At 69.1% G+C, this 25,973-nt stretch carries 25 protein-coding genes and 2 pseudogenes; 16 read left to right on the top strand and 11 right to left on the bottom strand.

What is annotated here, in order from left to right; all coding sequences use genetic code 11:
- Positions 1-137: 137 nt before the first annotated feature.
- A complete protein-coding gene (locus AB0B91_RS12165; RefSeq protein ID WP_358318315.1) occupies positions 138-686 on the bottom strand; it encodes a TlpA disulfide reductase family protein in 549 nt (182 codons plus the stop codon).
- Positions 687-1,167: 481 nt separating this feature from the next.
- Here AB0B91_RS12165 and AB0B91_RS12160 point away from each other — a divergent pair, with 481 nt between their 5' ends.
- From AB0B91_RS12160 to AB0B91_RS12130, 7 genes are all read left to right on the top strand, one after another.
- The gene (locus AB0B91_RS12160; protein WP_358318314.1) at positions 1,168-2,061 is read left to right on the top strand and encodes a TIGR01777 family oxidoreductase; all 894 of its coding nucleotides are present in this window, start codon (positions 1,168-1,170) and stop codon (positions 2,059-2,061) included.
- Positions 2,062-2,097: 36 nt separating this feature from the next.
- A complete protein-coding gene (locus AB0B91_RS12155; RefSeq protein WP_358318344.1) occupies positions 2,098-2,835 on the top strand; it encodes a peptidase E in 738 nt (245 codons plus the stop codon).
- 38 nt (positions 2,836-2,873) lie between these two features.
- On the top strand, positions 2,874-3,578 hold the full coding sequence (lipB, locus tag AB0B91_RS12150) for a lipoyl(octanoyl) transferase LipB (RefSeq protein WP_358318313.1): 705 nt from the start codon (positions 2,874-2,876) through the stop codon (positions 3,576-3,578).
- 68 nt (positions 3,579-3,646) lie between these two features.
- Complete coding sequence (locus tag AB0B91_RS12145; RefSeq protein ID WP_358318312.1) at positions 3,647-4,654, top strand: hypothetical protein; 1,008 nt, start codon at positions 3,647-3,649, stop codon at positions 4,652-4,654.
- Between the two features lie 62 nt (positions 4,655-4,716).
- Positions 4,717-5,646 (top strand): lipoyl synthase, encoded by a 930-nt coding sequence (lipA, locus tag AB0B91_RS12140; protein ID WP_219532704.1) that lies wholly within the window; start codon positions 4,717-4,719, stop codon positions 5,644-5,646.
- A 411-nt stretch (positions 5,647-6,057) separates the two neighbouring features.
- Positions 6,058-6,738, top strand: coding sequence for a DUF4191 domain-containing protein (locus AB0B91_RS12135; RefSeq protein WP_358318311.1), 681 nt, complete (start codon positions 6,058-6,060; stop codon positions 6,736-6,738).
- A gap of 20 nt (positions 6,739-6,758) precedes the next feature.
- On the top strand, positions 6,759-7,523 hold the full coding sequence (locus AB0B91_RS12130; protein WP_358318310.1) for a methyltransferase domain-containing protein: 765 nt from the start codon (positions 6,759-6,761) through the stop codon (positions 7,521-7,523).
- A 10-nt stretch (positions 7,524-7,533) separates the two neighbouring features.
- On the opposite strand, the gene AB0B91_RS12125 is transcribed toward AB0B91_RS12130, so the two are convergent.
- From AB0B91_RS12125 to AB0B91_RS12110, 4 genes are all read right to left on the bottom strand, one after another.
- A complete protein-coding gene (locus AB0B91_RS12125) occupies positions 7,534-8,472 on the bottom strand; it encodes a hypothetical protein (protein WP_358318309.1) in 939 nt (312 codons plus the stop codon).
- Complete coding sequence (locus AB0B91_RS12120) at positions 8,469-9,092, bottom strand: helix-turn-helix domain-containing protein (protein ID WP_358318308.1); 624 nt, start codon at positions 9,090-9,092, stop codon at positions 8,469-8,471. Before AB0B91_RS12120 ends, AB0B91_RS12125 begins: the two co-directional genes overlap by 4 nt.
- Positions 9,093-9,153: 61 nt before the next feature.
- Positions 9,154-13,440, bottom strand: coding sequence for a GH92 family glycosyl hydrolase (locus AB0B91_RS12115; protein ID WP_358318307.1), 4,287 nt, complete (start codon positions 13,438-13,440; stop codon positions 9,154-9,156).
- Positions 13,441-13,500: 60 nt separating this feature from the next.
- Positions 13,501-13,962 (bottom strand): RDD family protein, encoded by a 462-nt coding sequence (locus tag AB0B91_RS12110; RefSeq protein WP_358318306.1) that lies wholly within the window; start codon positions 13,960-13,962, stop codon positions 13,501-13,503.
- A gap of 88 nt (positions 13,963-14,050) precedes the next feature.
- Between AB0B91_RS12110 and AB0B91_RS12105 the strand changes: the two genes are divergently transcribed.
- Together AB0B91_RS12105 and glnA are read left to right on the top strand one after the other, a co-directional pair.
- The gene (locus tag AB0B91_RS12105; protein ID WP_358318305.1) at positions 14,051-15,163 is read left to right on the top strand and encodes a hypothetical protein; all 1,113 of its coding nucleotides are present in this window, start codon (positions 14,051-14,053) and stop codon (positions 15,161-15,163) included.
- 95 nt (positions 15,164-15,258) lie between these two features.
- Positions 15,259-16,683, top strand: coding sequence for a type I glutamate--ammonia ligase (gene glnA / locus AB0B91_RS12100; protein ID WP_358318304.1), 1,425 nt, complete (start codon positions 15,259-15,261; stop codon positions 16,681-16,683).
- 60 nt (positions 16,684-16,743) lie between these two features.
- Here glnA and AB0B91_RS12095 read toward each other — a convergent pair.
- From AB0B91_RS12095 to AB0B91_RS12085, 3 genes and pseudogenes are all read right to left on the bottom strand, one after another.
- Positions 16,744-16,935: pseudogene (locus AB0B91_RS12095) on the bottom strand (winged helix-turn-helix domain-containing protein); the annotation flags it as partial.
- A gap of 190 nt (positions 16,936-17,125) precedes the next feature.
- Positions 17,126-17,428 carry a hypothetical protein gene (locus tag AB0B91_RS12090; protein WP_358318303.1) on the bottom strand — a complete coding sequence of 101 codons (303 nt, stop codon included), beginning with the start codon at positions 17,426-17,428 and terminating at the stop codon, positions 17,126-17,128.
- Positions 17,428-17,775, bottom strand: coding sequence for an AbrB/MazE/SpoVT family DNA-binding domain-containing protein (locus AB0B91_RS12085; protein ID WP_358318302.1), 348 nt, complete (start codon positions 17,773-17,775; stop codon positions 17,428-17,430). The genes AB0B91_RS12090 and AB0B91_RS12085 overlap by 1 nt, the downstream gene beginning before the upstream one ends.
- 24 nt (positions 17,776-17,799) lie before the next feature.
- Between AB0B91_RS12085 and AB0B91_RS12080 the strand changes: the two are divergent.
- The 6 genes and pseudogenes from AB0B91_RS12080 to AB0B91_RS12055 all read left to right on the top strand — a co-directional run.
- Positions 17,800-17,984: pseudogene (locus tag AB0B91_RS12080) on the top strand (type I glutamate--ammonia ligase); the annotation flags it as partial.
- Positions 17,985-18,011: 27 nt separating this feature from the next.
- On the top strand, positions 18,012-18,788 hold the full coding sequence (locus tag AB0B91_RS12075; RefSeq protein WP_358318343.1) for a transposase: 777 nt from the start codon (positions 18,012-18,014) through the stop codon (positions 18,786-18,788).
- Between the two features lie 328 nt (positions 18,789-19,116).
- Positions 19,117-20,460: an alpha/beta hydrolase gene (locus tag AB0B91_RS12070; protein ID WP_358318301.1), complete on the top strand. Its 1,344-nt coding sequence runs from the start codon at positions 19,117-19,119 to the stop codon at positions 20,458-20,460.
- 7 nt (positions 20,461-20,467) lie between these two features.
- Positions 20,468-21,649: a sensor histidine kinase gene (locus AB0B91_RS12065; RefSeq protein ID WP_358318300.1), complete on the top strand. Its 1,182-nt coding sequence runs from the start codon at positions 20,468-20,470 to the stop codon at positions 21,647-21,649.
- The gene (locus AB0B91_RS12060; protein WP_358318299.1) at positions 21,646-22,305 is read left to right on the top strand and encodes a response regulator transcription factor; all 660 of its coding nucleotides are present in this window, start codon (positions 21,646-21,648) and stop codon (positions 22,303-22,305) included. Before AB0B91_RS12065 ends, AB0B91_RS12060 begins: the two co-directional genes overlap by 4 nt.
- A gap of 144 nt (positions 22,306-22,449) precedes the next feature.
- Positions 22,450-22,683, top strand: coding sequence for a hypothetical protein (locus tag AB0B91_RS12055; RefSeq protein ID WP_358318298.1), 234 nt, complete (start codon positions 22,450-22,452; stop codon positions 22,681-22,683).
- A 119-nt stretch (positions 22,684-22,802) separates the two neighbouring features.
- Here the strand turns inward: AB0B91_RS12055 and AB0B91_RS12050 are convergent, their stop codons facing one another.
- Entirely contained in the window at positions 22,803-24,077 is a 1,275-nt protein-coding gene (locus AB0B91_RS12050) for an MFS transporter (protein ID WP_358318297.1), read from the bottom strand.
- An 84-nt stretch (positions 24,078-24,161) separates the two neighbouring features.
- Here AB0B91_RS12050 and AB0B91_RS12045 point away from each other — a divergent pair, with 84 nt between their 5' ends.
- Entirely contained in the window at positions 24,162-25,139 is a 978-nt protein-coding gene (locus AB0B91_RS12045) for a LysR family transcriptional regulator (RefSeq protein WP_358318296.1), read from the top strand.
- A gap of 116 nt (positions 25,140-25,255) precedes the next feature.
- On the opposite strand, the gene AB0B91_RS12040 is transcribed toward AB0B91_RS12045, so the two are convergent.
- Both AB0B91_RS12040 and AB0B91_RS12035 read right to left on the bottom strand, forming a co-directional pair.
- Positions 25,256-25,693, bottom strand: a complete 438-nt coding sequence (locus AB0B91_RS12040; RefSeq protein WP_358318295.1) for a PIN domain-containing protein — start codon at positions 25,691-25,693, stop codon at positions 25,256-25,258.
- Positions 25,690-25,962 carry a CopG family transcriptional regulator gene (locus tag AB0B91_RS12035; protein ID WP_358318294.1) on the bottom strand — a complete coding sequence of 91 codons (273 nt, stop codon included), beginning with the start codon at positions 25,960-25,962 and terminating at the stop codon, positions 25,690-25,692. Before AB0B91_RS12035 ends, AB0B91_RS12040 begins: the two co-directional genes overlap by 4 nt.
- Between the last annotated feature and the right edge of the window lie 11 nt (positions 25,963-25,973).

The following is a 25,973-nucleotide window of genomic DNA, read 5'->3' as shown; positions in this document are numbered from 1 at the left end:
GAACATAGGTGAGCCAGGTGGTGGCCACGGGAAGGACCGCCTGAACGATGGTCGCGGCCGCGTGGATCACCACCATCTCCGGTGCGCTGCGCCAGGTCGGCCCCGCGACCGCGACCAGCTCGCGCGGGCAGGAGCGATCAGCCAGTGGCGGGGGTGAGGACACCGTCCAGCGCGTCGAGCGAGTGACCGGCGGCCAGCACCGTGCGGGTCTCGTCGACCAGGAACACCCGGGGGAAGGCCTTCACCCCGAACGCCTTGGCGAGCGGCCCGCCGTCCACATCACCGTTGACGATCTTGGCCACCGGGGAGAGCAGGTCGAGCAGGTCGCCCATCTGATCGGGCAACCCCGCGACCACGGCGATCACCCCGTCCCGCCCGGCGGCCAGCTCGGCGAACTTGGGCGCGAGCTCCTTGCAGGGCGCGCACGAGGGAGAGAAGAAGCCGATGAGGGTCCGCCCACCCAGAGAGGCGGCCGTCAGCGTCTCGCCCTCGCTGGTCGTGGTCTCGAACTCGGCCGCCACCTCGCCGGCCTCCAGCCCGAGCCCCGGGTTGCCGGACCGCTCGTACAGGCCGTCGAGCCGCTGCGTGTGATCGCGCAGCCTCCGGATGACGCCGAGCATCAGCACCAGGTTGAGCACGGTCAACAGAGTGAGGACCAGCACTGCCGCCCACAGAGCGAAAACCATCACGATCTCCTCATCACGAACACATCGCTGATGTCACGGCATGCCGCGGTCCCAGCGGAGACTCCGGGCGCGGCGACAGCAGTGAATTTCGCATTTTTCTATGATGAGACCCGGGAATGCCTGAAATGCGTTTTGGCGACATGTAGGCATGAATCCAGAGCGCTATATGCGCTGGTCCGCTACCCCGCGCTGCACCTCGTTCCGGGCCAGAGCGTGGCAAGCGAGCGGCCCCATCACTCCTTTCCGAACGCGGCGGGCTCTTGATCACCACGGAGTCAAGCAGCGGGGCAATCGTCCGTCAAGACCTCCAAAAGGTGAATTATCGGGCCGCCGAAATTTCCCCAGGTCCTTTCGGTGGTACGGCGTTCAACTTCCGCACGCGGGGCCGCGCCGGGCCGCCGAAGCGGGTGGGCGCCAGAGGGTCGACACTCCAGACGGCCGGCCGGTGGGTCGCGGGGAGGCCCCGGCGTAGTGTGGGAGTATGACGATCATCGTTACGGGGGCGTCGGGGCTGCTCGGCGGGCTGTTGGTCGAGGCGCTTCGGGGTCAGGGGCAGCGGGTTGTCCGGATGGTCCGGCGGCCTCCGGAGGGTGATGAGGAGGCCTACTGGGAGCCTCGGGAGGATGTGATCGATCTTTCGGCGCTCGAAGAGGCCGAGGGGGTCGTCCATCTGGCCGGAGCGCCCATCGCCGACCGCCGCTGGAGTGAGGCGTACAAGCGCGAGCTCGTACGGAGCCGGGTCGACGGGACCCGTGTGCTCGTCAACGCGCTGCGGCAGCTCTCGCGGCCGCCCGAGGTGCTGGTGTCGGCCTCCGGGGTGGACTTCTACGGTGACACCGGAGATCGGGTCATCGACGAGTCCCAGGGGAAGGGCACCGGGTTTCTGGCCGACCTGTGCGAGCTCTGGGAAGGTGAGGCCAGGGCCGCCGGGGAGCTCGGGGTCAGGACCGCGCAGGTGCGTACCGGGCTCGTGTTGAGCGGGCGGGGTGGGGCGCTCGGGCGAATGCTGCCCATCTTCAAGATGGGGCTCGGCGCGCCCCTGGGAAGTGGGAAGCAGTACTGGTCGTGGATATCCGAGGATGATTGGGTGCAGGCCGTACTGCATATCCTGAAAAATCGGGATTTGGTGGGGGCGGTTAATTTGACCGCGCCGAATCCCGTCACCAATGCCGAGTTCACCACCACGCTCGGGAAAGCCCTGCACAAGGGCACTGTGCCGATGCCGGTCCCGGCCTTCGCGCTGGGCATCGGCCTCGGCGAGTTCGCGCGGGAAGGGCTGTTGCCCAGCCACCGGATTCTGCCCCGGAAACTGTCCGATACCAGCTACAGATTCACCCATAGCCACCTCGACGCGGCGTTCGACGCCATAATCTAAAGTGCGTTCGTCCTTTACCACATGGGAGACATCAACATGACCAGGTCCGGCCAGTCACACATTCTTGCCATCGGCGGTGGATCGTTCCGCCCGACCGATCGTCACGGCTTTCTGGAGGCGAGCCCGCTGCTGCGCTACGGCCTCGACCTGACCGGCCAGGACCGGCCGAAGCTGGGGCTGGTCGCCACCGCGACGGGGGACAGCGCCGACTGGCTGCTGAAGATGTACGGCGCCTTCGCCGGATGGGACGTTGAGCTGAGCCATCTGACCGTGTTCCCGATGCCCAATGTCAGGGATCCCCGTGCGTGGATGCTCGAGCAGGACATGATCTATGTCAGCGGTGGCAGCGTGGCCAACCTGGCGGTTCTCTGGCGGTTGCACGGGCTCGACGAGGCCTTCGAGGAAGCGTGGCGGTCCGGTGTGGTGCTGTCCGGGCAGAGCGCGGGCGCGCTGTGCTGGCACGTCGGCGGCAACACCGACTCCTTCGGCCCCGAGCTGAACGTGTGGGCCGACGGCCTGGCCTTCCTGCCCTACTCGTGTGGCGTCCACTACAACTCCGAGCCGCAACGCCGGCCGCTGCTGCACCAGTCGGTGGCCAGCGGGGAGTTGCCCGAGGGCTACGCGGCCGACGAGGGCGTGGCGCTGCACTACGTGGGCACCGAGTTCATCCAGGCCGTAACCACCGATCCGGCTGGATATGCGTACAGGATCGAGCATGACGGGGCCGAAGGGGCGAAGGAGTTCCGGATCGAGCCCCGGCTGCTGACCTCCTGAATTACCCTTGATGCGTGAGGGAACGGCACAATGGACACATGCGCCCCAAGCACGGGGTCGACCCCCACGCATTGGCCATCGTTCGCCTCGGTGTCGACGTCCCCTACGAGCAGGCTTGGCAGCTGCAACGCTGGGTGCACGGCAAGCGAGTCGCCCGTGAGCTGACCGACACGGTCCTGCTTCTGGAGCACGCGCCCGTCTACACAGCCGGCAAGCGCACCGCTCCGCACGAACGTCCCTCTGATGGCACCCCCGTGATCGACGTCGACCGCGGGGGCCGCATCACCTGGCACGGCCCCGGCCAGCTCGTCGCCTACCCGATCATCGAGGTCGGCGACGTGACCCGCTACATCTGCCGGCTCGAAGACACGATGATCCAGATCTGCGCCGACTTCGGCGTGACGGCCAGGCGGGTGCCGGGGTGGGCCGGGGTCTGGGCCGCGGGCGACCCCAGCCTCGGACTGCCCGACCGTCAGCTCGGCGCGGTCGCCATCCGCGTCTCGCGCGGCGTCACGATGCACGGCTTCGCGCTCAACTGCGCCAACGACCCGCGATGGTTCAGCCGGATCGTTCCCTGCGGCATCCCGGACGTGGGCGTCTCCTCGCTGTCCGCCGAGACGGGCAGGCGGATCGTGGTCGAGGAGGTCCTGCCGATCGCCGAGAAACGGCTGGCCGAGGCGCTGGGCCTGGAGCCGTACGACCTCCACGAAGAAGACCTCATGCGCATGACCGGCCGCGGCTAGCCGGCCGGTGACCGAAGCGGTGCGGGAATCACCGTGAAATCTGGCATTTGCCTGTTTACGATCAGGTTGTGAAGCGGCTCGCGGCTCTGGTCCTCGCTCTCGTCGTGCACACACTGACGCTGGCGTTCGTCGTGCTGGGCGGATGGACGATCGTGGTCAACGCCCAGTTCGCCGCGGCGTGGGCGCTCGGCGGCCTGCTGATCGCCATCGGATGGATGCTGCGGCCGCGGCTGGGCCGCCTGCCCGCCGACGCCGAGGTTCTCGATCCCGCCTCGGCCAGGCAGCTGTACGGCATGGCCGATCGGGTGGCCGACCGGATCGGCGTCCGGCGTCCCAAGAAGGTGGCGGTCAGGGATCTGGTCCTGGGCGCCGGCTATTCGCGCAACGGCCTGTTCAGGACGCCGGTGCTGGTCATCGGGCTGCCCTCGTGGCTGGCCCTGTCGCCGAGGCGGCGGGTCGCGCTGCTGGCCGCCGCGTACGCGGAGCTGCCGACCGGCGACGAGCTCATCGTGAACGGCGCACTCTCGACGCTGGGCGAATGGCGGGAGGCCCTCCTCGGAGCGGCACCGCTGCGGGTGCGCGAGGAGGCCCAGACGAAGATCGCCTCATCGCTCGGCACGCTGGACACCGTGAGCACCGGCTACGAGGTGGCCGGCTTCCTGGGCCGGATCGTCGGGCGGGTGCTCGGTGGCCCGGTGCTGCTCACCGAGTACTGCCTGAAACGGCTGGCCCGCTCCGGCGATGCCCACAGGCGCGAACAGCGCCAGGCGAGGGCCCTGCGTGTCATCACGGCCGGGGAACTGGCCGAGATCGACGGACTGCTGGCCAGCGGAAGCTACGTCGCCCCGATGCAGGCGGCCGCGCTGCGCGGCGAGAGCGTGGCGTCGATCAGGCAGGCCGCCCTGTCCCCCGCGCCGCCGGCCCTCGACGGCTCTCCCGCGCCGCTGACCCCCGACCACGTCCTCATCGCCGCGCCCGGCTCCGAGCTGCTCGGCTCGGCGGAGTCGGACCGGATCGACGACGAACTGCTCCGCCACTACACCCGCGCGATCCGAGGCTTCGGCCTCATCATCTGAGGCATCCGCCCACAAGCCGCCCTGGGAGTAGGGCAGGGTGCGGCGCGACGTAAGCTGGGGCGGTGACCGTTGCTCCTGAAGGCCGAAAGCTCCTCCGCCTGGAGGTGCGCAACGCCGAAACCCCTATCGAGCGCAAGCCCCCGTGGATCAAGACCAAGCTGAGGACGGGCCCCGAATACACCGAGCTGAAATCGCTCGTGCGCCGGGAGGGCCTGCACACGGTCTGTGAAGAGGCGGGCTGCCCCAATATCTACGAGTGCTGGGAAGACCGCGAGGCGACGTTCCTCATCGGCGGCGACCAGTGCACGCGCCGCTGCGACTTCTGCCAGATCGACACCGGCAAACCCAAGGAGTACGACCGGGACGAGCCGCGCCGCGTGGCCGAGTCGGTCGAGCAGATGGGCCTGCGCTACGCCACGGTGACCGGCGTGGCCCGCGACGACCTGCCCGACGGCGGCGCCTGGCTCTACGCCGAGACCGCGCGGCAGATCCACGCGCTGCTGCCCGGCTGCGGGGTCGAGCTGCTGGTGCCCGACTTCAACGGCAACCGCGAGCAGCTTGAAGAGGTGTTCTCGGCCAAGCCCGAGGTGTTCGCGCACAATGTCGAGACCGTGCCGCGGATCTTCAAGCGGATCCGGCCCGCGTTCCGCTACGACCGCTCGCTGGGTGTGATCACGATGGCCCGCGAGGCCGGGCTGGTCACCAAGTCCAACCTGATCCTGGGCATGGGCGAGACGCGTGAGGAGATCGTGGAGGCGATGCGCGACCTGCACGCCGCCGGCACCGACCTGCTGACGATCACCCAATACCTGCGCCCGACGCCCCGCCACCACCCGGTGGAGCGCTGGGTCAAGCCGGAGGAGTTCGTCGAGCTCCAGGCAGAGGCCGAGGCGATCGGCTTCGCCGGGGTGCTGTCGGGCCCGCTCGTCCGCTCCTCCTACCGCGCCGGCCGGCTCTACAAGCAGGCCATCGAGGCTCGCCAGAGCGCCTGACGCTCCGGGCCACGTTCAAGACCGTCTCCGCCAGGAGGCGGTCTTCTTCGTATCGCGCGCCGTACGTCACGACCGGGGCGTCCGCTCGTCCTACGATTCGATAACGGCCGATGACACTTCGGTCACGGTGGCGGTGACCGGCACGGGGCCCTGACTCCAGGCTCGCGGCCTTCGACGCGGTGCGGGCCACCTGCTTCTCCTCAGCCCCCGCACCTGGTCACGCTCACGTAGGCCGGGGTCTCACCGTCTCGTCACGGCGCCCGGCCCCGCATCACCGGAGGAGCGTCCCCCTGGACGGAGCCCGGCCCCGGACGGCGACTGGGGCTCACCGTGCTCTGCCGTAAAAGAAAATTGCCCGATTGACCACGGGCGTTTTCGTATCCCGGTCGGTTGGTTTGTATTCTTCGAAGCATGGCAAAGTCCGAGGATCCAGAGAAGCCGGGACGCATCAAGCAGTTCCGCATGATCGCGCAGATCATCAAGCAGGCCAACCCCAAGGGGTTGCCGATCGTCTTCCTTTCGGCGGTCGGCACGCTGGCTGTGGTCGTCGTGATCGGGCTGGTCACGGACTATCTGTGGTACTCGGTGTTCCTCGGCGTGCTCGCCGCGGCCACCGTCGGCCTCGTGGTGTTCGGGCAACTGGCTCAGAAAGCCCAGTATTCGATTCTGCACGGCCAGACCGGCGCCGCCGCCGCGGTGCTGCAGGGGATGCGGGGCAACTGGCAGGTCACCCCGGCCATCGCGGTCAACCGTGACCAGGACCTGATCCACCTCGTGGTCGGGTTCCCGGGTGTCGTGCTGGTGTCCGAGGGGCCCGGCAACCGGGTGGCGAAGATGCTCGCGGCCGAGAAGAAGCGCGTCGCGCGGGTGGTGCTGGGCGTCGAGATCTACGACATCCAGTGCGGCGACGGCGAGGGGCAGATCCCGCTGGGCAAGCTCCAGCGCCACATCATGAAGCTGCCGCGCAACCTGAAGAAGCCCGCGGTCAACGAGGTGAAGGACCGCCTGCGCTCCCTCCCCAAGAACATGCCGATGCCCAAGGGCCCGATGCCCAGGGGCGCCCGCGTGCCGCGCGGCCCCAAGATGCGCTAGTGCCGTTGAGGAGTGCGCCGATGCTGTCGGACTCGTCGCGGGCCAACCGCGGCTGGTGGGACGGCAACGCCGACGACTACCAGGTCGAACACGGCGAGTTCCTGCGTGACTCCGGCTTCGTCTGGTGCCCGGAGGGCGTCGACGAGGCCGAGGCGCGCCTGCTGGGCGAGGTGCGCGGGCGGCGGGTGCTGGAGATGGGCTGCGGCGCGGCACAGTGCGGGCGGTGGCTGGTCGGGCAGGGGGCCGAGGTGGCCGCGTTCGACCTGTCGCACCGGCAGTTGCGCCACTCGCAGCGGATCGACCTCGACACCGGCGTGCACGTCCCTGTGGTGCAGGCCGATGCCGAGGCGCTCCCGTTCGCCGGCGGGTCGTTCGATCTGGCGTGCTCGGCGTTCGGAGCGCTGCCGTTCGTGGCCGATCCGCTGGCCGTGTTCCGGGAGGTGGGCCGGGTGCTCAGACCGGGCGGCCGGTTCGTGTTCTCGGTCAGCCATCCGATCCGGTGGGCGTTCCCCGACGATCCTGGGCCGCGCGGGCTGACGTCCGACCGGTCCTACTTCGACCGTTCGCCCTATGTCGAGATGGACGAGTACGGTACGCCGACCTATGTCGAGCACCATCGGACGATGGGCGACTGGATCGGCCTGATCGTCGCCTCGGGGCTGACCGTGACGGGGCTGCTGGAGCCCGAGTGGCCGGCGGGCCATGACCGGGTGTGGGGCGGCTGGAGCCCGCTACGCGGCAAGCACATACCGGGCACCGCCATCTTCAGCTGCGCACGCGCCTGACCAGCCGACGTCAGCCGTGCCCGTACCTGGCCGCCATCGCGTGGAAGGCCGCCTTGGGCTCCCAGCGGGTCTGGTCGAGCATCCTGACCACGCCGTACGCGCCGAGGTCGGCGTCGCCGGGCCGGTTGTAGGAGGCGAAGGTGAACCACAGCGCCGTGTCGACGCCCTCCCGTTCGAAGACGTCGAGCAGCTCGTTCAGGTAGCGGACCTGCTCGCCCTCGTCGCGCTCCGAGCCGTCGGGCACGACCCACGCCATCCCCCCGCGCTCCCCCGCCCCCTTGTAGGCGCAGGTGCCGAACTCGGTCACCACGACGGGCTTACCGTGCTCGAAGTGGCCGCGCAGCTCCTCCACGAAGCCGCCGGCGTTGTACGCGGCACGGTAGGCGTCCACGCCGACCAGGTCGAACGGCGTCCAGTCGACGAACTCCCACGGCCCGGAGGCATAGGTGATCCGGCCGCCGAACAGCGGCCTGACCGTCTCGGCGGCCTGTCCGAGGAAGCCGTTGAAGCGGCCCATGATCGTGCCCAGCGACTGCCACCACTCCATGTCGGCCGACATCATCGCCCGCATCCGCTCGTGGTAGTCGGCGCCGGGCATGAACCCGTCGCAGAAGGCGCTGGTCTCGCAGCCGGTGACCAGCACCACCTCGGCGCCGCTCCGCCGTACGGCCTCGGCTCGTTCGGCGCAGTCGGCGTAGAGAGGGAGAATCCGTTCCGGCGGCAGGTCGACGGGGAAGGGCGCGAACCAGACCTCCAGCCCGGCCGCGGCGGCCTGCTCGGCCGCCACACTCAGCCGCTCCGGGTCGCCGCCGGAGACGCGTACGACCGCGCAGTGCAGCTCATCGGCTATCACCCGCATCTCGCGCCCGACCGTCTCGGCGTCGAACACCGCGCGGGACAGGCTCTCCCCCGGCAGGAACCCGGTGTCATAGTTGATACCTTTTTTCACGAAATATCTCCCTTAAAGCCGTGCTCGATGAGGTCGAAGGCGAGCTCGACCTCGCCCGCCAGCCGACCGCCCGCCTCCGCGATGGGCGTCCCCGCGACGAGCCGCTGGAAGAACCCCTCCTGCAGCGTCGTGATCACGGCGGTGATCTGCGCGGCCATGAGCTGGTCCCGCAGCTCGCACGCCCCGTCCGGCACGCCCCGCGCGCCCGCCAGCGCGGCGGCCAGCTCGTAACGCTGCCCGGCCTGGGTCTGGTGCAGCCCCGCCATCAGCGCCGGGCTGGCCGAGATCACCCGGATCCGGGTGAGCAGGCCGTCGACGTCGACCTCCCCCATCCCCTCGGCGGCGAACGCCCGGTAGTGCTCGCGCAGCGCCCCGAGCGGCGTCTGCCCCGGCCTCCGCTCGGTGACGATCTTCGCCGTGTCGTCCTTGACCACGTCGAGGACCAGGCACTCCTTGGTCGGGAAGTAGGTGAACAGCGTCACCTTCGCGACCTCGGCCGCCTCGGCGATCTCGTTGACCGTCACGGCCTCGTAACCCCGCTCGGCGAACATCCGCAGCGCCACTTCGGCGATCCGCCGCCGCGTCTGCTCCTTCTTCTTCTCCCTCAGTCCCGCCATCATGAGGGCCAAGCATAAACCGTACCGGGTTAGAAATCTAACCCGGTACGGTTTTTCAGTCCGGCTAGAGACCCTTGCACTGCCCGGCCGACGGCCCGGAGACCGTGTTGGGCAGGCCGTTCCCGGTCGGGGCCGGGGAGTTGCCCGTGCAGGTCAGCGGCCCCTTGACCGTGCTGGCGGCGATCAGTGGCCCGCGGTCGCCGATCAGCGTGACCGGCCCGCCGACCGTCGACTTCTCCAGCGACAGCTCCTTCACCGAGGTCGCCGTGAGCGGTCCGCCCACGGAGGTGTCCACCAGGACCAGCCGGGCGGCGTCCACCGCCGTGACCGGCCCGCCGATGGTGGCGCCCCGCGCGATCAGCGAGGCGCCCTTGCGTACGACGACGGGGCCGGTCACGTTCGCGCCCGCCCTCAGACAGGTCACGCCGGAGCCGACCGTGAGCGGTCCGCTGTGGGTGCCGGTGACGGTCTGCGTGCAGGCCGGATCCGGTACTGCCAGCAGTTCCAGCTCGGCCAGCGTGCCGGAGGTGGTGAGGCGGTACTGGGCGTACCGGCCGGGGCGGGCGACCTTGAAGGGCCGGGTCTGCTTCGCCTGGTCGAACGCCTGGCCGTCACGCTGGTCGATGACCGTCCAGGTCGTGCCGTCGTAGGAGCCTTCGAGCCGCCACGACAGCGGGCCGGGGGCCGCCGAGGTGAGGGTGTAGAAGTCCACCTTCTCCCGCACTCCCGCCTGGAGGGTGATATTTCCGGAAATGGTGGCTTGGGTCAGCGAGGTGTCGTCCGACAGCGCCGCCGGGCCACCGGTGACCGGGATGTCGCGCATCGGCCGGGGCGTCTCGCCGTCAGACGTGATCGACTCCGGCGGCTCGCCCCACGTGGACGGCGTGGACCCCATCGCGAAGTCCAGAACGGCCCCGCGAGCCAGTACGTCGTGCGGCAGCGCGGTGGACTTCCACGCGCTGCCGTTCACCTTGAGGCCCTGGACGTAGACGTTCTTGGCGCTGTTGGCCGGGGCGTTGATCACCAGGTCCTTCCCGCCGGGCAGGTGCACGGTTGCCTTGGTGAACAGCGGCGAGCCGATCGCGTAGTCCTGGCTGCCGGCCTGCAGCGGGTAGAAGCCGAGGGCGCTGAAGACGTACCAGGCGGACATCTCGCCGTTGTCCTCGTCGCCCGGATAGCCCTGGCCGATCTCGCTGCCCAGGTACAGCCGCGACAGCGCCTCCCTGACCTTGGCCTGCGCCTTCCACGGCTGCCCCGCGTGGTCGTACATGTAGATGATGTGGTGCGAGGGCTGGTTGCTGTGGCCGTACTGGCCCATGCGGACGTCCCTGGCCTCGCGCATCTCGTGGATCACACCGTTGTACGAGCCGGGGAAGGTGGCCGTCTCCTGGTCGGCGAAGAACGCGTCGAGCTTCTTGGCCAGGCCCGCGCGCCCGCCGTAGAGGGCGGCGAGTCCGGTGCCGTCCTGGGGCGCGTGGAAGGCCATGTTCCAGCCGTCGGTCTCGGTGTAGTCGTAGCCCCAGACGCGGGGGTCGTAGTCGGCCTTGGTGTGCCGCCACTTGCCCGTGGAGTCGCGGCCCTGGAAGAAGCCGACCTCCGGGTCGAACATGTTGACGTAGTTCAGGGCCCTGTTACGGAAATATTCGGACTCCTCCAGGTAGCGGGTTTTCTCCGGGCCGGTGGCGGTCTTCGCCAGGGACGCGGCCATGGTCGAGATGCCGAAGTCGTTGATATATCCGTCCATGGCCCAGGACAGGCCCTCGCCTACCTCGTTCAGCGCGGTGTACCCGCGGAAGATCGAGGTCTGCAGTCCCTTGCGGCCGACGGCCGGGTTCGTCGGCACGACGGTGGCGTTCTTCACCGCCGCCGCGTACGCCGACTTCGCGTCGAAGCCGCGCACGCCCTTGCTGTAGGCGTCGGCGAAGGCCACGTCCGAGCTGGTGCCGACCATGAGGTCGGCGTAGCCGGGCGAGGACCACCGGGCGATCCAGCCGCCGTCGCGGTACTGCTGGACGAACCCGTCGATCAGCTCGCCCGCCTCGGGCGCGAGCAGCGAGTAGGCGGGCCAGGTCGTCCGGTAGGTGTCCCAGAAGCCGTTGTTGACGTAGATCTTGCCGTCCACGATCTTGGCCCCGGTCTGGGTGGGGGTGTCGGGTCCGGTCCTGGCCGAGACCGGGCTGGCGTACTTGTAGGCGGGCGCGGCGGCCGTGCCGGTGTTCTCGAAGCCCGAGTTCGGATAGAGGAACAGCCGGTACAGGTTCGAGTAGAGGGTGGTGAGCTGGTCGGGCGTGGCGCCCTCGACCTCGACGGTGCCCAGCTTGTCCTCCCAGGCGCGCTGGGCCCGTGCCTTGACCTCGTCGAACGTGCCGTTCTCCAGCTCCAGGCTGCGCTTGGCCTGCGCCACGCCGAGGAAGGAGGTGGCGATGCGCATCGTGACCTGCTTGGCGGAGAAGGCGAGGTAACCCGTCACGTTGTCGCGGCCCGCCCCGGTCAGCTTGCCGCCGGCGGTGGGCTGCTGGTCGAAGACCGCGTAGACGTACATCCGGGTGGCGCCCGCCGACAGGCCGCTCCGCGTGTCGGTGAAGCCGGTGACGACGCCCTGGTCGATGCTCAGCCCGCCGTTGTTGTTGTAGTTGTCGAAGATCAGGCTGCCGCTGTCGCCGGGGAAGGTGAAGCGGAACACCGCCGCGTGGTCCGCGGGCGCGATCTCCGTACGGATGCCGTTGAGCAGGTCGACGCCGTAGTAGTACGGCTTGGCGGTCTCGCCCGAGTGCAGGAACGGGGTGGCCCTGGCGACCCGGTCAGGGTTCGGTGTGGCCAGCAGCGACGGCATGACCTGGAAGGACTGCCGGTCGCCCATCCAGGGGCTCGGCTCGTGGCTGGCGGCGAACGCCTGGATGGTCGGGACGTTGTCGGCGTTTCCGTTGCGGTGGTACTCGTACAGCCACGAGTTCGACCCGGAGCCGGTCATCGGCGTCCAGAAGTTGAACCCGTGCGGCACGGCCGTGGCCGGGAAGTTGTTGCCCCGCGAGAAGCCGCCGGTCGACTGGGTGCCACGCGTCGTCACCACGTGGTCGGCCAGGCTCTCGACCTGCCGCGGCTTGGCGTTGACGAGCGTGATGTCATCGACCCAGCCCTTGAACGGCAGGGGCCCGGCCGGCGCGTCGAAGGCGACCAGGATGCGCTTGATCCGCTTGCCCTTGGCCACGTCGCCGATGCGGGAGCGCTGGAAGTTCCACTGGTCGGCGTAGAGGGTCTTGGACTCGCCCTGCGCCCGTGGTGTCAGCGTGATGCCGTGCTGGTCCTTGGCGTTCAGGTCGCTCAGGTAGGTGCCGTCGGCGAAGGCCAGGTCCACGCTCGCGTACGTGCTGGGGTAGCTCAGCGAGGCGCCGGTGAACTCGGGGAACAGCACATACGACAGTTCGGTGTCGGCCGTGACCTCGATGTCCGTCTCGAACACCTTGTTGGCCGAGTGGCCGCCGCCGCTGGTGGTCGTGCTGCCCGAATAGCGCAGCGCCTTGAGGCCGGTGTAGCCGGCGCGGGGCTTGGCGGTGTAGCCGCTGCCGGGGCCGGGGCCGATCAGGCTGCGCATGTCGGAGGGCGGTTTCGGGGCGGAGTCGCCGTCCGAGAGCTGGAGCTCGGCGAGCTGGACGATCGTGCCCGAGCCGATCCGCGTGACGTTGAGGCGGTAGTAGAGGTAGGAGCCCGGGTTCGCCACGTCGAACTCGCGGGTCTTGAGCCGGGCGTCGAACACCTCTCCGGCCCGCGTGTCCACGGCCGTCCAGCTCTGCCCGTCCGCCGACCCTTCGAGGGCCCAGTCGCCCGGGTCGCGCTGGGGCGCGTCGTTGGCGGAGGCCATGGCGTACCGGGTGACCGCGATGGGCTTGGACAGCTTCACCGACACCCAGCCCGTACTGGTGAACGCCAGCCACTTGGTGTTGACGTCGCCGTCGAGCACGTTCTCCTTCACCTCGCCCGAGGGGGTGTTCTCGCCGCTGGCCGCGATGTCGACGACCTCGTCGGTGATGTTGCCCGGGATGCCGCCCGTGGTGCTGCCGGTGATCCCCTCGGCCTTCCTGCCCTCGTCCACCGTGTTGAGCCAGGCCGGCTGCGGGTCGCCGGTTTCGAGGGAGGAGTAGAAGAGCGCCCCCGGCGGGGCGGTGCGCACCGCCCCCCGTCTCGCGGTCGGGGACGGCGTCACCTCCTCGATGGGCGTCGGCTGCGTGGGTGCCGCCGACGGCGCGTCCGACGGCAGGGGTGACGGAGGCGGATCGGCGACCGCCACCCCCGATAACCCGGCGAATCCCAGTGAGGCCACGGCCGCCACGACCGCAAGATGTGCTCTCCGCATGTCGCCTCCTGACAACGTTGTCAACAGCAGATCCCGCGCAGACAACGTTGTCAATGAGGCTCACATACGAACGACCATCGTGTTGGAGGCGCGGTCGTGGACTCCCCTGTGGTCGCGATCCCAGATGAGCGCGGGCACGGTCAGGCAGAGCAGCAACGTGCGTACCAGGACGGGCAGCAGCCGCGGGTTGCCACCGTCCAGCGCGGCGACCCTGATGCCCGCGAGCCGGTGCCCGAACGTCTGCCCCATGAACCCGACGAGCAGCGCGTACTGCAGCGCGAACACCGCCACGACCGCCCACGGCGACTCGGCCGGGTTCATCCTCAGCACCAACTGCACGACCACCCAGGTGCAGATCATCCAGTCGATGACCAGCGCGGCGATGCGCCGCCCCCACCCGGCGATCGCGCCGCTCCCCTGCTCGGGCAGGCCCAGGCGTTCGCCCGGGTACCCGAGATCGACCCCGGCCGCCCTGACGCCCCCCAGCCAGGTCTGGGTCCAGCGCGGTTCGTTCCTGCTCATGCCCTCCACGGTATCCGGCAGGGGGGCCGGTCGGGATCGTGACCCATTCGCGGCACAAAGATCACTTTTCTCCCCCATCATGTTCGCCATGACGAACGGGGATGACTTAGACGCGCGCTTCAACGAGCTCGTCGCGCAGATCGACGCGGACGAGCAGCGCAGGATGCGCGCGGCGGCCACCCGGGGGAGCCGGCCGCCGCGCTCGGACAAGGCCATGCGGCCTCTGGGGCGGGCCGGCCGCGGGCTGCTGGCCACCGCCGCGGTGATCACGGTGATCGCCGCCGCGGGCGCGGTCGTCGCCTTCCGCCCCGACCTGCTGATTCCTTCAGGTCGGCCGGCGGGCCCGGTCCCCGAGGAGACCCAGCCGGTGATCGCGGCCCCGGAGGGGGCTGGCGCGGCGACCGCGACCCTGGAGACGACCGGCACCGCCATTCCGGAGGCGACCGGCACGACGGGGACGGCGGCTCCGGGAGGGGAGGCCGCCGCGGATCCCTTCGAGGGCTCCCCCGCCGAGAAGTACGCCGACGGCGCGGCGGGCTTCGTGATGCCGAAGGCGAAGGCGATCGGCGGCGTGTCGAAGAAGGACGTCGCGAAGGCTCTGGACCGTACCCGCGAGCTCATGGCCGCGGCCTATCTCGACCACAAGACGCTCATGGGCGGCAAGCCGACCGCCTTCGTCAAGCTGCTCGACCGCGAGCAGCGCGTCTGGTTCCGGAAGAACCTGGATCCGCGGAAGAAGGGCAAGGACGACCCCGACAGCCGCGGCTGGGTGATCAGCTTCGCCCCGAAGACCGCCCAGCTCTCCACCGACGTCATCAAGGTCAACGGCAGGACCACACTGACCAAGGCCCGGAAATACGGACGCAACGGCGCCCTGGTGAAGCTGAACTACATCATCACCTATGCCGTGCACCGCCCAGGAGCGCCCGCCACGACGATCCGTCTCGTCGCCCACCCCACCGGCAGCGTGTTCGTCTTCCGGGAGGCGGGAGAGCTCGTCCTGTGGCTGGCGAACTGGGGTTACAGCAGCACTCCCGCGCGCTGCGACGTGGACGACGCCTTCATCCACCCCGACTACCCGGACTCGGCTCCGGACGCGGTGGAACCGACCGGCCCGCCGTCGGACCCCTACGATCTGGGCAAGGAGAAGGGTGGCGAAGAAGACCGTAAGGATGGGTGTCGCGCTTCGAACCCGACCTGAGCCCGCTTAACATGTGTGAAACAACCGAGACACCGTTCGGAAACGGCCACGACTTAACGTCGGCCTGATAGCCATGTCCCCAGGGAGGTTCGAGAGTGTTCAACTCCGCCGACGACGTCCTGAAGTACATCAGTGACGAAGGGGTGCAGTTCGTCGATGTCAGGTTCACCGACCTGCCGGGGACGACGCACCACTTCACCTTCCCGGTCGAGAACTTCGGCGCCAGCGTCTTCACCGATGGCCTCATGTTCGACGGCTCGTCGATCCGCGGCTTCCAGGCCATTCACGAGTCGGACATGCTGCTGCTGCCCGACCCGTCCAGCGCCGTGATCGACCCGTTCCGCCAGCACAAGACGCTCAACATCAACTTCTTCGTACACGACCCGCTGACCGGCGAGGCCTACAGCCGCGACCCGCGCAACGTCGCCCGCAAGGCGGAGGAATACCTCAAGGGCACCGGCATCGCCGACACCGTCTATTTCGGTCCCGAGGCGGAGTTCTACATCTTCGACGACGTCCGCTTCGAGACGCGGCAGAACGCCGGCTATTACTACATCGACTCCATCGAGGGCGCCTGGAACACCGGTAAGGCCACCGAAGGCGGCAACCTCGGCTACAAGCCCCGTTACAAGGGCGGATACTTCCCGGTCCCGCCGATGGACCACTTCACGGACCTGCGCTCGGAAATGGTGCGCAACCTCATCGAGGCCGGCATCGACGTCGAGATGCAGCACCACGAGGTCGGCACGGCCGGTCAGGCGGAGATCGACTTCAGGTTCGGCACGCTGCTCAAGACGGCCGACAACCTGATGCTCTACAAGTACGTCATCAAGAGCACGGCCCTGGAGTACGGCCACACGGTCACGTTCATGCCCAAGCCGATCTTCGGCGACAACGGCTCCGGCATGCACTGCCACCAGTCGCTGTGGAAGGACGGCTCGCCCCTCTTCTACGACGAGGTCGGCTACGCGGGCCTGTCCGACACGGCCCGCTACTACATCGGCGGCCTGCTCAGGCACGCTCCGTCGCTGCTGGCGTTCACGAACCCGACGGTCAACTCCTACCACCGCCTGGTCCCTGGCTACGAGGCCCCGGTCAACCTGGTCTACTCGCAGCGCAACCGCTCGGCCTGCGTCCGCATCCCGATCACGGGGTCCAACCCGAAGGCCAAGCGCATCGAGTTCCGCGTGCCGGACCCGTCGTGCAACCCGTACTTCGCCTTCTCGGCCATGCTCATGGCGGGCCTCGACGGCATCCGCAACAAGATCGAGCCCCCGGAGCCCGTCGACAAGGACCTCTACGAGCTACCTCCGGAGGAGGCCCGCCAGGTGCCGCAGGTGCCCGGCTCCCTCCCCGAGGTCCTCGCCGCCCTGGAGGCCGACCACGACTACCTGCTCGAAGGCGGCGTCTTCACGCCCGACCTGATCGAGACGTGGGTGGCCTACAAGCGCGAGAACGAGGTCGACCCGATCCGGCTGCGTCCGCACCCGCACGAGTTCGAGCTCTACTACGACATCTAGTCCGACCAGAACGGCCCGGAACCGAACCGACCACGGTTCCGGGCCGTTCCGCGTCCGCGCCTACTCAGGCGGGCGATTGTCTAGGCGCGTGATGTAGGTCCCCTTCACGGGCAACGTGACCACGAATCCACGATCACGGAGTTCCTGTACGGCACGCCTGATCGTGCCGAGCGCGACGCCGTACTCCTCAGCGAGGTCACGCTCTCCCGGCAACCTCGCGCCCGGCGAGAGTTCACTGGCCGCGATGCGCGCGGCGAGAAGGCGGCGAGCCGATCATGACGCGCGAAGAGCTTGCTGCGAGCTACCCGTCTGAATCCCCATGTCCCAAGAGACCTCTGCGGCGCTGAAGTGTTCGTTGCAGCCGTGAACCTCGGCGGCGGCGGTAGCGGTCTCGCCGGCAAGAGGCCGCCGAGTACGGCCAGGCCGAGGGTGGGTTCCACCTCTATGGGCTGGGTGGCGGAGTGAAAATATCGTGCGTGCCTATCCTGCGCCAGACGATGTGGACTTCACCGGGGATCCGCTCGTCACCGTAACCGAAGGTGGCTCGACCGTCAGGGGCCCATGTCATCTCGAACACGCCCGGATATGCAGTCACTCCCTTCACGCGAAGCCCGCGGAAAGGTCCGTCAGCGACGATGTCGGGGATGAACGCCTCGGTGATCACCTTACGGAATCGAGCCTGTTGCTCGGCAGTCAGCTTTCGCCAGTCCCGCTCGAAGCGACCGGCCGTTTCCAAGGTGGGCATCAGGCATCGTCGCCCGGTTCGTCGTCGCCCGAGTCAAGGTGGGCGAACATGTCCTCGGCAGAGCGATGGAAGGTGGTACGGCCAGCAGTGACGTCAGCGGTCGCCTGCCCTTCACCGGCTTGCCATTCAGGCGTCCAGAACCACGCCTGATCAGCGGGGATCGACACGAAGCCGCGAACCGTCACGGTGCCGTCGTCGTGCACAGCGAACTCGACTTCGTCCCCTTCGCCGATGTGCAGCGCTCGGCGGATCTCATCAGGGAGAGTGAGCTGAGCCTTAGGGCGTACCTTGGCACGGGCCACTGACGTGACAGACACGACGAATCCTCTAACTGTCGGATTTTCCAACAGTCCAACTCTACCCGACGGGCGCAGGCCCGCCAGGTGCCGCAGGTGCCCGGCTCCCTCCCCGAGGTTCTCGCCGCCCTGGAGGCCGACCACGACTACCTGCTCGAAGGCGGCGTCTTCACGCCCGACCTGATCGAGACGTGGTGGCCTACAAGCGCGAGAACGAGATCGACCCGATCCGGCTGCGTCCGCACCCGCACGAGAACGAGTTAGACAACCTCGCAACCGCACTCTACGTGCGGATCGATGACGCACTGAAGGCCCAGCCACACCTGGCTCCATGGCGGCCGAAGGTCGGCATTGCACCTACCCTCGGTGATGCCGAATTGGTGACGTCGGCGGTGTTGTCGGCACTGCTGGGATTCATCTCCGAACGCCGATGGCTGCGTCACGCCCGCGCCGAGCTGAGCGGGATGTTCCCGTACCTGCCTGGCCAGCCCGGCTACAACCGGCGGCTGCGTAACGCCTGTGACCTGGTCGTGCACATGATCCGGATGCTGGCCGGGTGGGCGGAGTACGGCTACTGCGCCAGCCGCTCCCGGTATTTCTGGGGGCTGCGGCTGCATCTGTTGTGCACGCTGGGCGGGCTGCCGGTGCTGTTCGCACTCAGCGGCGCCAAGGCCGACGAACGCGAGGTGCTGCTGGGCATGCTGCACGCCGCGCCCGACGTGCTGGCCACCCACCCACAACAGACGATCATCGCCGACCGGCAGTACTACGGCCGATCCTTCGAACGCGACCTCACCGAACGTGAGCTGCGCCTGCTGCGTCCGGCCCGCCGAGGCGAGCCCGAACGACCCGGAGCACAACTGCTCAAGCCACGACGCCAAAGCATCGAGTCGATCAACCAGACCTTCAAGGGCCAACTGGACCTGGAACGCCACGGCGGCCGCACCCAAGCCGGCGTCATCATCCGCGTGCTGGCCCGCATCCTCGCACTGACCACCGTGATCTGGCTCAACGACAAGACCGGCCAGCCGATCAAACGATCCCTGATTGCCTACGACCACTAACCGTAGCCAGAACCCTTGGCATCAATCATCTAGTCCGACCAGAACGGCCCGGAACCGACCACACCGTCGATTCCGGGCCGTTTCTGTTCTGGCTCCGCGTGGGCCAGCCGCGCACATCGCGTTCGCCGCCGGAGGATATGCCGGATGGCAGATGCCCGCGCATGCCGGTCAAGGCAATGCTCGAGCGGTGAAGAAGTTGCGTAGAGCGCTGGCCGGTCTTCTCTTCGGCACGACCATGGCCGCCGCCCCGCAAGCTCCGGCCCAGGCTCTGAGGGCTGAGCCCCCTGTTCCGGTCCAGGTCCTGAGATGGGCTGAGTGCGGGGACGGTATGGAATGCGCCAAGCTGGGCGTACCGATCGACTGGAAGCGGCCCGGCGGCCCGAAGACCCAGGTGGACCTCGCGAGGATGCCCGCACGTGACCCCGCACGAAGCCTCGGCTCACTGGTGGTCAACACCGGCGGTGGCGGGGCGACCATTCAGGACGTGCGGTCCATGCCCGCGGTGGTGTCGGAGCTGACCACCTGGTTCGACGTCGTCCTGATCAATGCGAGGAGCGCGGTCAGCCGGGGCAGCACCTCGATCGTGGAGTGCGCGACGCCGCCGCCCGGCCTCACCGGGCTGATCCTGCGGCCCGACGAGAAGAGCTGGCGCGCACACGCCCGGGCGAACACCGCTTACGACGCCTCTTGCCGCAAATCCATGGGCGCCGCCTACGCGGGACTGACCTCCTGGCAGGTGGCCCATGATCTGGAGGCGCTGCGTGCCGCGCTCGGCGAGCCGAAGCTGCGTTATCTCGGCAACTCCTACGGCACCGTGTTCGGGCAGGCCTACCTGGAGTCGTTCCCCGAGAAGGTCGGCCGGATGGTGCTGGACGGCGTCGCCGACCACACCCAGGCGTCACTGGAGAGATGGCTGTTGGACAACGCGCTCACCGAGGAGCGACAGCTCAGCCGCTTCCGCGACTGGTGCCGGGCCGGGTGCGCGCTGGGCGACGACGACGCGATCGAGGTGTTCGACGGCCTGCTCGCCCGCGCCCGCCATACCCCTCTGCCCGCGGGAGCACGGACGTTGAACGAGCGGGAGTTCCTCGTCGCGGTGCGGGAGGGACTCACCCCGCCCGCCTGGCCGAGGCTGGCCGCAGCACTGCGCAAGGCCTCCGACGGCGACGCCACAGACCTGGCGAACTTGCTGCCTCCTGCCGTCGAAGGCCCCGGATACCCCCATGGTGCCCTGCTGTGCCGCGACTTCATGCCGAAGGTGCCCGGCTACCGCGGTTTCCTGGCGGTCGAGTCGCGCCTGCGCGCGGCCGCGCCGCGGATCGGCTGGATCCAGGGTCGCTACCAGCTCGCCCGCTGTCTCGGCATGGGCAACGCCTCCTCTTATCCGCCGCATCCGCTGCTGGCACGAGGTGTGCCACCGGTGCTGATCTCCATCGGCGACGCCGACGACAACACTCCGAACCTCGCCGCCGAGCACATGGCCGCGCAGCTCCCCGGGGCACGCGTGGTCAGGCACGGTGACGGGCACGCCGCGTACTTCATGCAGAGTGCCTCTGGGCTGGGCGCCACCTGCCTGCGCCAGTACGTCCACGACTACCTGGCCGCCGGGGCACTGCCTCCGTCCGGGGCGCGTTGCCCCGGCGACCTGGTGGCTAGGATCCCTCGGGGGTGAACTGACCGTGATCGGAGCCTGGCGGGCGCTGCCCGCGCTCGCCCAGGACGCCGTGCTGGCGGCCGCGACGGCGCTGCTGACGTTGGGGGTCCCCCTGCTGGACGCCACCATGTCCGGCCTCAACGGCTTCACGCCCCTGTGGGGAATGCTGGTCTGCGCGGTGTGCGCGCCGCTGACCGTACGCCGCCGACTGCCGCTCACCGCGGCCCTGACCTCGGGTGCGGCCGTCCTGCTCGCGATCATTCTGAGCCAGCCGCAGGTCGGCGCCTGGGTGACGGTCGCGGCGTTCAGCTCGGCCGCCTACCACCGTGACGGAGGACGGCTGCTGCCCACGATCGCTGCGACCTGCTGGCTCGTCGTGCTCGACCTCATGCTGGTCGGTACTCCGACATACCCCTCCCAGTTGGTCATGGCGGTGGCCGCCGGGCTCGGCCCAGTCGCGCTCGGCCACGCCCTGCGCCTGCAGCACGACCGGTCCCGGCAACTCGCCCTGGTCGAGCAGGTCCAGGAGCGCGCCCGGATCGCCCGGGAGGTGCACGACGTGGTGGGCCATCATCTCAGCGCGATCCGGCTCCAGGCCGTGGGAGCACGGCGGGGCACTCCCGCGGACGCCGAGCGGGCCCTGGAGACGATCGCCGAGATCTCCGGCACCGCGCTCGGGGAAACCCGGCGGCTGCTCGGTTTGCTCCGCGACGAAGACGCGGGCACCGATCTCGGTTCGCTGGCCGCGCGCCTGTCGCGTCAGGGACTGCGTGTGCGGCTGGACGGTGACTCCCTGCGCGAGGGCGTGCCGTTGCGAGTACGGCACGCCGCCTACCGGATCGTGCAGGAGTCACTGACCAACGTGATGCGGCACGCCGGAGTCTCGCAGGCCGCGGTACGGATCGGCAGAGACGGCCAGGTTGTGGCCGTCGTCGTAGAGGACGATGGGCAGGCGGTGCCCGGCCGATCGGCCGCATGGGAGGGGAGCGGAGTGCGCGGCATGCGAGAGCGGGCGGCGATGCTCGGCGGCACGCTGACGGTGGGGCCACGCGCTCCGCGCGGCTGGCGAGTCACTGCCCGTCTGCCCCTGGACGCGACCCGCGAGACGGGAAACCAGCCGAACGCGATCGACGGCACGCGCGCAGTCGCGGGCCGCCTCCAGCCGGAGACCGCGGACGGCCACGGCACGCGAGGGGCCCGCCGGTGAGCATTCGGGTGATCGTCGCCGAGGACCAGGCGCCAACCCGGGAGGGCCTGCGCCTGCTCCTGTCCTCCGAACCGGATCTGGAGGTCGTGGCAATGGCTGCGGACGGGCTACAGGTGGTCGAGATGGCCCGGCGGCACCGGCCTGACGTGGTGCTCACCGACATCCGCATGCCGCGCATGGACGGACTGACCGCGATTCGTGATCTTCTGGCCCTCGCCTCCGCACCGGCCGTGGTCGCGCTGACCACGTTCGACCTGGACGACTACCTTTTCGGCGCGCTGCAGGCGGGCGCGGTCGGGTTCTTACTGAAGGAGAGCGACCCTGGCCTGATCATCGATGCGGTACGGGCCGCCCACGAGGGACAGGGGCTGGTGGATCCTCAGGTGACCCCGCGTCTGCTGCACCGCTTCGCGGCCACCTCCCCGCGCCCGGCCACCGACGAGATGGGCGCGCTGACGCCACGCGAGACCGACGTACTGCGCCACCTGGCCGCCGGAAACAGCAACGCCGAGATCGCCCAGGCCCTGGTCATCTCACCCGGCACGGTCAAGATCCACATCGAGCGGATCCTCGCCAAGCTCGGACTACGCACCCGCGTTCAGGCCGCCGTCTACGCCCACCGCCACGGACTCATCACCTGGGCGGACCTACCGTGACCGACGCGATGCCCTCACGCCGACATTAATGATCGACTGCTGCTGGCAGCGTTGATCGATGGCGGTTACCGTGATCTCAGATCACGCAATTGGCCTTGGCATTCGCTCTGGCCTGAAAAGCCCGGTGGATCTGGAGGAACGTCCATGAACATCAAGCGAGGGGTTTTAGCGGCGGTATTGGCTGCCGGCGCGCTCGCTCTCGGCTCGACCCCGGCACTTGCTATTCCTCCTCCCCCGCCAGGGGGCGACAACCTCCTCGTCATCAGCTACTACAGCGGAGACCAGATCGTCGGACAGCGCTGGTCCGGGTGCAGTCAGCCTTCGGGCCAGTGGGGGATTCTGGAGGGCACACAGAAAATCTTCTTCACCCCCTGCTGAGCGAGTGGGAAGAGGCTTTCCTGTCTGGCACTAGAAATCGCTCGGACGGTTAGCGAGACACGCGGCCAGCCCCCGGAGTGGCCTTTGGCGGCTCCGGGGTATCACGGAGGACTCCGCGATTACTTCCCGGCGGGAAGTCCGACGTCCACGGTCGGCACCGTCCGTCGGGCGCGGGCCGCGAGGCCGTAGCAGGCGCACGTCAGTGCGGTCAGAGAGGCGGCCACCGGCAGGGGGTGGGACAGGCCGCCGAGTACGGCCACACCGAGGGTGGCGCCGACCTGGCGGGAGGCGTTGAGGACGCCGCCCGCCGTACCCGCCGTACCGGGCGGCGCGCTGGTGACCACGCCCGCCATCAGCGCGGGCAGCACGAACGACAGCCCGAAGCCCATCACGACCAGCCATGGCGCCAGAACATCGGTGAACGAGACGCCCGCCAGGCCGATCGCGAGCAGGGCGAGGCCGCCGAGGATCGGTGGGCGGGGGCCGTAGCGGGCCACCAGGCGGCCGGTGAGCAGCGGGTTCACCGTCATCGGGAGGGTGAGCGGCAGGAAGGCCAGCCCGGTGGCCAGCGGGGTCAGGTGGCGGCTGTCCTGCAGGAGCAGGGTCAGGACGAACAGGGCGCCGGAGAAGGCGAAGTTCGCCACCGCGCCCGCCAGCAGTTCCGGCCAGGTCACCGCGAGCAGGCCGCCGGGCAGGGCAGGGGCGTGGCTACGGCGCTCCACGAACACCAGCGCGCCCAGGGCGGCCAAGGCCGACAGCCCGGCGATCAACGACGAGTCGATCAGGGCTTCGGCGAGCAGGCCGAGGAGTACGCAGGCCAGCGCCTGCACGCCCCAGTCGATGAGGCGGTGCCCCCGGCCTGAACGGACCTTTCGCATGGCCAGCAGGCTGATCAGGGCGAGGGGCGGGTTGAGGAGGAAGACGGCCCGCCAGCCGTACACGTCGACCAGCAGGCCGCCGAGCAGCGGGCCTGTGACCAGGGCGGTGCCGGTGATGGCGGCCCAGAGGCCGGTGGCGCGGGCGCGGGCGGCCGGGTCGGGGAAGAGCTCGGGCAGGAGGCCGAGCGAGCCGCCCGTGCAGAGCGCGCCCGCCACGCCGAGCAGGGCGCGCAACGCGATCAGTGCGCCGAGATGGGGCGCCGCGGCGCTCAGCAGCGAGATCACCCCGAAGGCCAGCACGCCGATCTTGAAGATCCGCGCGGCGCCGTACCGGTCGGCGATCGCTCCCCCGGTGAGCAGCGACGCGGCGAACGCGACGGTGTAGGCGTTCACCGCCCACTGCTGCCCGGCCAGCGAGCCACCCAGGGAGGCACGCAGATCGGGCAGCGCGATGGTGAGCACGGTCGTGTCGAGGATCACCAAGAAGTAGGCCAGGGAGAAACCGAACATCTTCATGCCCCTCAGCCTGCTAAAAGACGATATTTCCCCTCAACAGGCGCGACCGCAGGGGGCATTCGGGAAAACCGTATGCTGACATCTGTGGATTTGCGTCAGTTGCGGGGGTTCGTGGCGGTGGCAGGGGCGGGCACCGTCACCGGAGCCGCGAACACCCTCGGCCTCGCCCCGGCCTCGGTCTCCGAACAGGTACGCAGACTGGAGGACAGCCTCGGCGTCACACTCTTCGAGCGCACACCCCAGGGCATGCGCCTGACCGAACCCGGCACCACCCTGCTCACGCGGGCGCAGGGCCTGCTCGACCACGCGGACGAGGTACGGCGTGCGGTGACCGGCGAGCGTCACCGTGTTCGGATCGGGGCGCTGGAGATGCTGGCCGCGGCCAAACTGCCCGCCATCGTCCGCCACCTGTCCGAACGCCGCCCCGACCTGGAGGTGGATGTACGCTCGCTGACCAGGCAGGCGTTGCTGTCCGAGGTGGCCGGCGGCGGCCTGGACGCGGCGCTCCTGCTCGACTCCGGTCCCCGGATCGGCGGCCTGGGCTTCACCCCTCCGGCCGACCTGGACTTCCTGGACGTGGGCGAGGTCAGGCTGCTGCTGGTCGCGGCTCCGGACGGTGACCGGGAGCCGCTGCTGGTCAGCACGCCGGGCTGCTCGATCCGGCTGGCGGCCGACCAGTTGTTCGGTGCCCGGGTGCCGCGCAGGGAGCTGACCAGCATCGCCACGGCTCGCGAGTGGACCAGGCAGGGCTTCGGGAGAGCGCTGCTCCCCGACTTCGTCCTGGAAGCGGACCTCGCCTCCGGCGCGCTGATCCCGCTCGACCTCGCCCCCGAGACCGATGGTGCGCCGGTCCCGCCCGACTTCACGCCCGAGAAGGACGGCGCGCCGGTCCCGCGCGACGTCCCCCTGGAGACGGGGCCGGACTCCGGCCTACCGGTGGGACCGGACTCCGGCGTACCGGTTCCGCTCGGCTACGAGGCGCCGACGCTGGCCCTGCGGCTGGTCTGGCTGCGCAGCCGCGAGGCCGCCCTGCGCGACGTGCTCTACGCGATGAGCGCCTGACCGCGCTTGGGACGGTAGAGGACGGGATCGCGGTCACATCAGGCCGGACGCCCCCGCTGAGCAATGAGCCGCTGATCAACGGAGGCGTCCTGGGTGGTGGCCGGGAGCGCAGCGGGTCAGGCTGGAACGACCTTGACCGTGAAGTTTCCGGCGCCGCGCGGCTGACTCGAGCGGTCCAGACGCTCCCCGAGGAGCTTTTCCAGGTCGTCCGGGTCGGAGGTGAGAATCCGGGCGGGCTTGTCGGCGGTGGTGATCGCCGTCGCGGCGACCATCGCGTCAATGGCGTACTTGTGACCGTGCAGCCCTGCGGATTTGAGCAGGTCTGACGCCCGCTGGGCGAGGTCCTTGGTGAGCGGTTCCACCGTGAGCCGGGACAGCGTCCAGGCCAGCCGCGCGGGATGGACTCTGTCATGATCGGCCTCGACGATCGTGACGGCGCTGATGACGACACGGATGTCGTCCTCGAGAGCGACGGCAAGCCGGGCGGTCATCTTGCGATCGGCTCGCAAATACCGCGAGAGGGCTTCGCTGTCCAGAACCCAGGTGCCGCTCACGCCACCTCACCGCGGGTACTGAGTCCAAGCATCTCCTCCCGAGCTGCCTGGATCTCCGCCCCGGTGAGCGGGCCATGGATCTCTTCACTGGCTCTGATGAGAGCGGCCAGGTTGTCGCGCTCGATCTGCCGCCGGACTGCCGCCTCCACATACGGAGATACACCACGCTTGCCGACACGCTGGCGCACCGACTCGATCACGCTGGAGTGGAACGAGACCGAAACCGAGACCGTGGGATCCGCCTCGGGCATCTCAGCGACTTCATCCATCCACCGATTCT

The sequence above is a fragment of the Nonomuraea sp. NPDC049141 genome (assembly GCF_040648415.1).
GTDB lineage: Bacteria > Actinomycetota > Actinomycetes > Streptosporangiales > Streptosporangiaceae > Nonomuraea.
The sequence above is the reverse complement of the archived record's forward strand: the minus strand, read 5'-3'. Positions and strand labels throughout refer to the sequence as shown.